6 protein-coding genes are annotated in these 8,517 nt (G+C 66.2%); 1 reads left to right on the top strand and 5 read right to left on the bottom strand.

Features of this window, described 5'->3' with window-relative positions; genetic code table 11:
• Positions 1 to 179 precede the first annotated feature (179 nt).
• The 5 genes from N5D48_RS24930 to N5D48_RS24950 form a co-directional block, all read right to left on the bottom strand.
• Positions 180 to 953 (bottom strand): TSUP family transporter, encoded by a 774-nt coding sequence (locus N5D48_RS24930; protein ID WP_279888703.1) that lies wholly within the window; start codon positions 951 to 953, stop codon positions 180 to 182.
• A 197-nt stretch (positions 954 to 1,150) separates the two neighbouring features.
• Positions 1,151 to 2,503 (bottom strand): glutamine synthetase family protein, encoded by a 1,353-nt coding sequence (locus N5D48_RS24935; RefSeq protein ID WP_279888704.1) that lies wholly within the window; start codon positions 2,501 to 2,503, stop codon positions 1,151 to 1,153.
• A gap of 106 nt (positions 2,504 to 2,609) precedes the next feature.
• On the bottom strand, positions 2,610 to 3,170 hold the full coding sequence (locus tag N5D48_RS24940; RefSeq protein WP_279888705.1) for an XRE family transcriptional regulator: 561 nt from the start codon (positions 3,168 to 3,170) through the stop codon (positions 2,610 to 2,612).
• A complete protein-coding gene (locus N5D48_RS24945) occupies positions 3,163 to 4,452 on the bottom strand; it encodes an FAD-binding oxidoreductase (RefSeq protein ID WP_279888707.1) in 1,290 nt (429 codons plus the stop codon). The genes N5D48_RS24940 and N5D48_RS24945 overlap by 8 nt, the downstream gene beginning before the upstream one ends.
• Positions 4,453 to 4,574: 122 nt before the next feature.
• Positions 4,575 to 6,515, bottom strand: coding sequence for a DNA topoisomerase III (locus tag N5D48_RS24950; RefSeq protein ID WP_279888708.1), 1,941 nt, complete (start codon positions 6,513 to 6,515; stop codon positions 4,575 to 4,577).
• 236 nt (positions 6,516 to 6,751) lie between these two features.
• On the opposite strand from N5D48_RS24950, the gene N5D48_RS24955 reads away from it, so the two are divergent.
• The coding region (locus N5D48_RS24955) for a polyurethanase (protein WP_279888710.1) at positions 6,752 to 8,517 on the top strand (1,766 nt) is incomplete at its 3' end.

Genomic DNA, 8,517 nt, shown 5'->3' on the forward strand with positions numbered 1-8,517 from the left:
GCGAAGCGTAGGGGCCGGATGATGGAACGCAGCGTTTTTTGGTTACTTTTTGTCGCGTTTGACAAAAAGTGACCCGCCGTAAGGGCGGAAAGGTGACTGTGCGTCACCATCGCCTACGAATGCGCACGCAAGATCAAAACAATCATCCCAGCCCCAGCCCCAGTCCCAGTCCCAGCCCCCTACCCAAACCAATGCTGCCAAGCCAACCTCACGGTCAACGCCAACACCACGGTGATGAACACTGGGCGAATAAACTTGCTGCCCCCGCTGATCGCCGTGCGTGCGCCGAAGAACGCCCCGACCATCACCGACACCCCCATGCACAGCCCAACGATGTAATCCACCTGCCCGGAAATAATGAATACCGTCAGCGCCGCGATGTTGCTGACGAAGTTCATGCTGCGCGCCACACCGCTGGCGCGAACGAGGTCGATGGGGTAGAGCAGCAGCGTGCTCACGGTCCAGAATGCGCCGGTGCCAGGCCCGGCGACGCCGTCGTAGAAGCCGAGGGTGAAGCCCTGCGGGAACTGCCATTTCTTCTTGATCGGCGCATCGGCATCCAGTGGCGCCGGGGGCGTGCCGCCGAACAGCAGGTACACGCCACAGGCGAAGACGATCACCGGGAGCATCTTGTTCAGCCACTCGGCCGGCATGTAGTGGGCGATCACCGCGCCGATCAACGCGCCCACCAGGGTGCCGACGATCGCCAGGCGCCACTGCGCCGGGTGGAACAGCTTGCGTCGGTAGTAGGTGAAGCTGGCGGTGGCCGAGCCGAAGGTGGAACTGAGCTTGTTGGTGCCCAGTACCAGGTGCGGCGGCATGCCGGCGGTGAGCAGCGCCGGGGTGGTCAGCAGCCCGCCGCCGCCGGCGATGGCATCGATGAACCCGGCGACGAAGGCGACCAGGGCGAGGATCAGCAGGGTGAGCGGTTCTACGGTGAGTTCGAAGGGCATGAGTGGCGTGCGCAGGCTGGAAGGCGGGGTGCGGCAAAAGGCCGCGCTAGAGGTGGTGCATGGTAATCCTGGGCGGCATGTGATGCCAGTGCCGGACTCTTCGCGGGTAAACCCGCTCCCACAGGTATGGCACCGGATTCTGGCGCGGTGAAATAGCTGTGGGAGCGGGTTTACCCGCGAAGAGGCGACAGCAGCGCTTACAGGAACCAGCGATACTCCCGCGCACTGACTTCCTGCATGAACGCCAGATGGTCCTGGCGCTTGTTCTCGCAATAGACCATCACGAACTCCTGACCCAGTCCCTCATTGACCGCCGGATGCCCGCGCATCGCCGCCACTGCGCCGAGCATGTCCTTGGGAAAGTCGATCCCGCTGCCGCGATCTTCGTTCAACGGCGTGATCGGCTCCTGCGCGGTATTGAGGCCGTGCTCCATGCCGCAGAGGATCGCCGCCAGCACCAGGTACGGATTGGCGTCCGCCCCGGCCAGCCGGTGCTCGATGCGCAGGTTGCGCGCATCCGACTCGGGAATGCGAAGGCAGGCGTCGCGGTCCTCGAAGCCCCAGCTGGCGCGGCTGGCGGTGTTGACCATGGCGCCATGGCGGCGAAACGCGTTGTGGTTGGCGGCGAAGATCGGCATGCAGTGCGGCAGCAAGGCCAGGCAGCCGGCGACGGCGTGGCGCAGCGGGCGCTGGGCGTCGGCTGCCAGCAGGTTGTTGCCGTCCTGGTCGTAGAGGCTGACATGCACATGCATGCCGTTGCCGGGCGCGTGCAGGTAGGGCTTGCTCATGAACGAGGCGCGCAGCCCATGCTTGAGCGCCACGCCACGGGTGCTGCGGCAGAACAGCGCCGCCCAGTCGGCGGCACGCAGGCCGTCGTCGCAATGGCCGAAATTGATCTCGAACTGCCCCGGCCCCAGTTCGGCGGTGATGACATTGGCGTCCACACCCTGGGCATTGGCCGTCTCGACCATCTCGTGCAGCACACCGGAAAAACGCGACAGGCGATCGATGTGCATGTTCGGCTGATCGTCGGCATCACCGCTGAGCGGGTCGCGGGGAAATTGCGGCAGGCCACCTTTGAGTGCCTGGTCGAACAGGTAGAACTCCAGCTCGAACGCCACCACCGGGCGGATGCCGCGGCGTTCGAAGCGTCGCAGGACGCGGCTGAGCACTTCGCGAGGTTCGAACTCGATGGGCGCCGCTGTGCCGTCGGAGCTGATCAGCATCTGCCCAAGTGGCTCACCCTCCCAGGTCACCGGCTTGAGCGTGCCGGGTACCAGGCGGCGTGGGGCATCCGGGTCGCCGTCGTTGAAGCAGTAGTCGCCAATCGGGAACAAGCCGCCCTGGGTGCCGAGCAGCACGCAGTTCTGCGGCAGTTTCAGCGGGCTGCCGGCGGCCACCTTTTCCAGCATGCCGATGGGGTAGCGCTTGCCGTAGAAGTGGCCGGGGATGTCCAGGCTGATCAGGTCGACGTAGCGCACGTCCGGGTGTGCGGCACGAAAGGCGCGTACTTCGCTTGGCCGGTCGGGAAAGCGGATGTCGCTGGTCATTGCTCTGCTCCATTGGAACAACACATGAGATTGTCGATCCTCCTGTGGGAGCGGGTGAACCTGCTCCCACAGAGGCGGCTGCTTGCAGGGGCTCATAGCCGTGCGTTCATCGGAAGACCCAGAGCACCCGGGCCGTTCGGTCGGTCAGGTTGGCGTAGCGGAATTTGCTATGCGGTGGCAGCTGGAAACTGTCGTTGGGGTACAGGGTGATGGCGGTGCCTTCACCTTCCAGCCACAGGGTCAGCTCGCCCTCTAGCACGAAACCACCTTGCTCCGAGCTGTCGTCCAGATGCCCCTCGCCACTGCTGGCGCCGGGCGCCAGGTGACTTTCGAGCATGGCGAAGCGGCCGGTGAGAGTGGGCGAGACCAGCACGTCGGTGACTCCGGCGGCGTAGTACAGCGTGCGGCGCTCATCAGGGCGGGTGATCCAGTCGATCTGCCGTGGCGGCACAGCCTGGTAGAAGTAGGTGGTGGGCACCTGCAATGCTTCGCTGATGGCCGTGAGGTCGGCCACGGTCGGGCGCGACAGGCCGCGTTCGACCTGGGAGAGAAAGCCCAGCGAACGCTTGACCCGTCCGGCCAGCTCGTCCAGGGTCAGCCCGCGGTGCTTGCGCAGGTCGCGTACCAGTCGTGCCAGGACCTGGCTGTCGTCGAGCGGCTCAGACATGGTCGCGCATCCTGTACCAGGCCTTGGCCGCCGCTTCCAGCGGCGCGGCCAGCAGGTCGCCGCCGGGGAAGCGGCCATTGTCGATGCCCTGGTACAACGCCAGCAGGTCGTCGTCGCCGAGGATCGCGTCACTGACCGCCCGCGCCCCGGCCAGGGTCGGCAGCACGCCGTGGCCGGAAAAGCCCTGCAGCCAGTAGCGTTGGCCCTGGCGGCCGATGTCCGGGGTGCGCAGGATGCTGCAATCGATATGACCTCCCCAGGCGTGTTCGATGGCTACCCCGCGCAGCTGCGGGAAGACCCGTTCCAGGTAAGGCCTGGTGGCACCGGCGATATCTTTCGGGATACCGCCCAGGTAAGTGCAGCCACCACCGAACAGCAGGCGATGGTCTGGGGTGAGGCGGAAATAGTCGGGGACGAACTGATTGTCGATCACGCAGCTGTTGCGCGGCAGCAGGGACGCTGCGAGCTCGGCGCCCAGCGGTGCCGTGGCCACCTGGTAGGAGCCCACCGGCAGCAGGCGGCGCGACAGTGTGCGGTCGAGGCCGTCGATATAGGCATTGCACGCCAGTACCAGAACATCGCTACGTACTTCGCCCTGGGCGGTGCGAATCACGAAACCGTCGTCCTGCTCGCGGTAGTCGAGCACCTGGCTCTGCTCGAAGATTCGGCCCCCGGCCTGTTCGATGACGCCGGCCAGGCCCTGGGCGAGCTTCAGCGGGTTGAGGTGGGCGCCATTGGGGTCGTAGAGCGCGGCCTGGTAGCGCGGGCTGTCGATCCACGCGGGCAGCTCGTCGCGCCCGATCAGGCGCAGGCAGTCGTAGCCGAACTTGTTGGCGGCTTCATCCCGGGCTTGCTCCAGCAGCTTCACCCGGCGTGGCAGCACGGCGGTCCACAGGCTGCCGAGGCGGTAGTCCACCTCGAAGCCGTGGCGCTGGGGCAGGTCGCGCATTTCCTCGGCCGCCCAGCACATGCTGTCCCACAGGCGACGGGTGCGCTCCAGGCCCAGGGCTTTCTCCAGCGGTGGCATGTCGCAGGACCAGCCCAGCAACGCCTGACCGCCATTGCGTCCGGAAGCGGCCCAAGCCACCCGGCTGGCCTCCAGCAGGATGACACGCTTACCGGCCAGGGCCAGGCGCAAGGCGGTGTGCAGGCCGCTGAACCCGGCGCCGACGATCAGGACATCGGCCTCATGGCTACCTTGCAATGTCGGGCGCAGAGGGAGCGCGACCGGGTAGGTCTGGGCGTAGTAGCTGGCGACGTGCTGGGCGGATTGCTTGAACATGTCGAGGCCTCGTGAAATTTTTTCTGATTATTTTCATGAAAAAATAGCAGAGGATTTTCATAGTTCCAGTAGATGGCGTCATCGCCATTCTTGTGGGAGCGGGCTTGCCCCGCGATCGCACCTTACTGCGTCGCGCTCTTGCGCCGAGGTTTACCGGCTGTCGCCTTGCCCTTGCCCGCGCTCTTGCGCTTCTTCTTCCACGGCGCCGCCGCCTTGCCCGCCGCCGGTCCGCTGATGGTCAGGCGCATGCCGCTGCAACGCTGCACCAGCTTGCCCATCCACGCCGACTGCCGGGCAACGAATTCCTCCAGACTCATCTCGCCGCTTTGCACCATGTCCAGCGCCTGCTCCCAGATGGCGGTGGTGCCGGGGTCGGCGATGGCGCGGGGCACGGCGTCGATCAGGCTGAAGGCCGCGGGCGTGGCGGACAGTGCCTTGCCGTTCTTGACCAGGTAGCCGCGGTCGAGCAGGCCCTGGATGATGCTGGCACGGGTCGCTTCGGTGCCGATGCCGGTGGTTTCCTTGAGCTTCTGTTTGAGTCGCGGGTCGTCCACCAGCTTGGCGACGTTTTTCATCGCCTTGATCAGGTCGCCTTCGGTGAAGGGCTTGGGTGGCTGGGTCCACAGGTCTTTGAGTTGCAGGCCCTGCACCTGGCAATCCTGGCCTTCGCGCAGCGCCGGCAGCACTTGGGCCGGTGGCGCCTCGCGACCTTTGGCCGGGGTCAGTGCTTCGGGCAGCGCCCGGCGCCAGCCCGGTTCGACGATCTGCTTGCCCACCGCCCGCAATGCCTGGCCGGCGCAGTCGAATTCGGCCTGGGTGCGGTCGTATTCGTGGTTGGGCAGGAACTGCGCCAGGTAGCGGGCGCGAATCAGGGTGTACACCGCCTTGTGCTTGGGCGGCAGGCGCGCCGGGTCGCTCGCGGCGGCGGTGGGGATGATGCCATGGTGGGCGCTGACCTTCTGGTCGTTCCAGGCGCGCGAGCGGCGCTGTGGATCGAGGTAGGCCTGCAGTGGGGCGAGGCTGGCGTCGGCGCGCTGCAGGGCGGCGAGGATACCGGCTGCCTCGGCGTGCTGGCTGAGGGGCAGGTAGCCGCTGTCGCTGCGCGGGTAGGTGATGAGCTTGTGGGTCTCGTACAGGGCCTGGGCGATGTCCAGGGTCTCCTGGGCGCCGAGGCCGAGCTTTTTCGAGCACAGCTCCTGCAGGGTGCCGAGGTCGAAGGGCAGGGGCGCGGCTTCACGCACGCGTTCGGTGGCGATCTTCAGCACCCGCGCGCTGCCGGCGGCCTGCATGTCGGCGGCGGCCTGTCGCGCCAGCTCCTGCTTGAGGCAACGGCCCTGGTCGTCGCAGGCATCCTCCGGGGCGCGCCACTGGGCGTTGAACACGCTGCCGGCGCTTTGCAGCTGCGCCTCGATGGCCCAGTAGGGCACCGGCACGAAGTCGGCGATGCTGCGATCGCGGTCCACCACCAGGCGCAGCGTCGGTGTCTGCACCCGCCCCACCGGCAGCACGCCCTGGTAGCCGGACTGGCGACCGAGCAGGGTGAACAGGCGACTCATGTTCATGCCGATCAGCCAGTCGGCCCGCGAGCGGCCCAGGGCCGAATGGTAGAGGCTGAAGGTTTCCTGGCCCGGCAGCAGGCGAGCAAGCGCCTTGCGGATCGAGGCATCGTCCAGCGCCGACAGCCACAGGCGCTGGATCGGCCCCCGGTAGCGGCAATGCTCGACCAGTTCGCGGGCGATCATCTCGCCTTCACGGTCGGCGTCGGTGGCGATCACCAGCTCGCGGGCCTCGCCAAGCAGGCGCTTGACTGCCTTGAACTGGCTGGCGGTCTTGGGCTTGACCGTCATCTTCCATTTTTCCGGGATGATCGGCAGGTCCTCGAGGGTCCAGCGCTTGTAGCGTTCGTCGTAGCTGTCGGGCGGGGCGGTTTCCAGCAGGTGGCCGATGCACCAGGTCACGCAGACGTCGCTGCCTTGCCAGCAGCCGTCGCCACGGCGCTGGGCGCCCAGTACCTTGGCGATGTCTTTTGCCTGGGAGGGTTTTTCGCAGAGAAAGAGGCGCATGGCCGAAACGCTTCATCGTGAAAGTTGCGCACTAGGATGCGCAAGGCAGGCCGCGCAGGCAAGTTTTATCTGTATGCATGTACAGCTTTTATGTGCGCATCTTTGGCAGGGTAGCCCCCGTTTGGCAGTGGACGAAGTGGTACTTCCGTGCCAGCTTTGCCTTTCGCCCGTCAGTCGTGTCAGCAAGGACGATGTCGCTGCGGGCGCTTTTCCTACCTAGAACAGGGACGTGATCCATGCCCGTATTCGATTATCGACAGCTCGACAGTACTGCCTCTTCCGCGCTCTACAAGGACGCCATGGCCTTGGCAACCTACGCCTACCATGGCATCGATGACGGCTTCAGTGCCGGTTACCAGAAGCACGGCTTCGGCCTCGGCCTGCCGGCCACCCTGGTCAAGGCCTTGATCGGCGGCACCGACAGCCAGGGCGTGATCCCTGGGATTCCGTGGAACCCCGATTCCGAGGCCAAGGCCCTGGCCCAGGTCAAGGCCGCCGGCTGGACGCCGATCAGCGCGGCGCAACTGGGCTATCAGGGCAAGACCGACGCTCGCGGCACCTTTCACGGCGAAGCGCCGGGCTATACCTCGGCGCAGGTGGAAATCCTCGGACGCTATGACGCCGCCGGCCAGCTCAGTGGTATCGGCATCGCCTTCCGCGGCACCAGCGGCCCGCGTGAAAACCTGCTGGGCGACACCATCGGCGACGCCATCAACGACCTGCTGGCGGCGCTCGGCCCGGCCGGCTATGCCCGCGACTATGCCGGCAACGCCTTTGGCCAGTTGCTGGCCGATGTCGCGGCCTTCGCCAAGGCCAATGGCCTGAGCGGCGCCGACGTGACGGTCAGCGGCCACAGCCTGGGCGGCCTGGCGGTCAACAGCCTGGCCGACCTGAGCGCCTCGCGCTGGGGTGGTTTCTACCAGGACGCGCGCTACGTCGCCTTCGCCTCGCCGACCCAGGCCGCCGACGCCGACAAGGTGCTGAACATCGGCTACGAGAACGACCCGGTGTTCCGCGTGCTCGACGGCACCTCGGCGACCTGGGGCACCCTCGGCGTGCATGACGGCGCCAAGGCATCCGCCACCGACAACATCGTCAACTTCAACGATCATTACGCCTCCGATGCCTGGAACCTGCTGCCGTTCTCCATCGGCAACATCGCCACCTGGCTGTCGCACTTGCCCTCGGCCTATGCCGATGGCCTGGGCAGGGTGCTGGGCTCGTCCTTCTATCAGTGGACCAGCCGTGATTCGACCATCGTGGTCAGCAACCTGTCCGACGTGACCCGTGGCTCGACCTGGGTCGAGGATCTCAACCGCAACGCTGAACCGCACAAGGGCAGCACCTTCATCATCGGCTCGGACAAGGATGACCTGATCCATGGCGGGCGTGGCAACGACTATCTCGAAGGCCGGGCCGGCAACGACACCTTCCGCGACGACGGCGGCTTCAACCTGATCGACGGCGGCGCCGGCCATGACACCCTGAAGCTGCAGGACGCCCTGGCCAACCTGAGCATCGCCCGGGACGGCGAGGGCACGCTGTACGTGCGCGACACCCAGGGCGGCATCAGCCTGGTACGCAATGTCGAGAGCCTGGTGAGCAAGGAATCGAGCCTGCTGATCTTCAGCAAGGAAGTCAGCCATGGGGTGGCGGCGCAGGGGCTGTTCGAGAGCGGCAAGATCACGCCCTATGCGTCCTCGCTCAACGGCACCCAGACCGGCGACCAGCTGGTGGCGGGCAACCAGGGCCAGTGGCTGTTCGGCCTGGGCGGTGACGACCGACTGCAGGGCGGCGCCGGCAATGATGTGCTGGTTGGCGGCGCGGGCAACGATGTGCTCATTGGCGGCGGCGGGCGCGACACTTTCCTGTTCAGCGAGCATTTTGGCCAGGATCGGGTGCTGGACTTCACCGGGCAGGACCGACTGGTGTTCATTGGCGTGGACGGCGGCACGACGGCGCCGGACTGGCGCGAACATGCCAGCCAGGTAGGCGATGACCT

Source organism: Pseudomonas sp. GD03858, from assembly GCF_029840925.1.
GTDB lineage: Bacteria > Pseudomonadota > Gammaproteobacteria > Pseudomonadales > Pseudomonadaceae > Aquipseudomonas.

What these genes read in the sequence shown, in the direction of transcription:
- N5D48_RS24940 (WP_279888705.1), bottom strand. Translation starts at nt 3,170, where the DNA reads ATGTCTGAGCCGCTCGACGACAGCCAGGTCCTGGCACGACTGGTACGC.
- N5D48_RS24930 (WP_279888703.1), bottom strand. Translation starts at nt 953, where the DNA reads ATGCCCTTCGAACTCACCGTAGAACCGCTCACCCTGCTGATCCTCGCC.
- N5D48_RS24945 (WP_279888707.1), bottom strand. Translation starts at nt 4,452, where the DNA reads ATGTTCAAGCAATCCGCCCAGCACGTCGCCAGCTACTACGCCCAGACC.
- N5D48_RS24935 (WP_279888704.1), bottom strand. Translation starts at nt 2,503, where the DNA reads ATGACCAGCGACATCCGCTTTCCCGACCGGCCAAGCGAAGTACGCGCC.
- N5D48_RS24950 (WP_279888708.1), bottom strand. Translation starts at nt 6,515, where the DNA reads ATGCGCCTCTTTCTCTGCGAAAAACCCTCCCAGGCAAAAGACATCGCC.